The following is a 581-nucleotide window of genomic DNA, read 5'->3' on the forward strand; positions in this document are numbered from 1 at the left end:
GGCCATGCTGCTGAGCCTGCGGCTGCGCGTGTTCCGGCACACGCAGCGGCTGAGCCTCGGGTTCCACGAGCGGTACACGTCCGGGCGGGTGATCTCGCGGCAGACCTCGGACCTGGAGGCGCTGCGGGAGCTGCTGGACCAGGGCGTGTCCTCGCTCGTGTCCGGGCTGATGTTCATGTCGTTCACCGCGGCGTCGATCCTGTTGCTGGACCCGCCGTCGTTCCTCGTGCTGCTGGGCGCGGCCGTGCCGGTGGCGATCGTGACGCGCTGGTACCAGGTGCGGTCCGAGGAGGCGTACCGGCGGTCGCGGGTGTCCTCGGCGCGGTCGATCGTGCACTTCGTGGAGACCATGACCGGCATCCGCGCGGTCCAGGCCTTCCGACGGGAACGGGACAACGACGCGCGGTACCGCGACCTGGCCACGGCCTACCGGGACGACATGGTGGCCACGCTCAACCTGTTCGGCATCCTGCAGCCGGTGCTCGTGGCGACGGGCAACCTCACGGTGGCGGCGCTGCTCGTGACCGGGGGCCTGCGCGTGCTCGACGGCGACCTCGAGGGGGGGGTGCTCGTGGCGCTCC

General features: G+C 71.6%; 1 protein-coding gene. It reads left to right on the plus strand.

What is annotated here, in order from left to right:
• Positions 1–581: ABC transporter transmembrane domain-containing protein (locus LWH94_RS19320; RefSeq protein ID WP_232903322.1), on the plus strand; the 581-nt coding region annotated here is incomplete at both ends.

This window comes from Marinobacter sp. G11, from assembly GCF_021282325.1.
In the GTDB taxonomy this organism is placed as follows: Bacteria; Pseudomonadota; Gammaproteobacteria; order Pseudomonadales; family Oleiphilaceae; genus Marinobacter; species Marinobacter vinifirmus.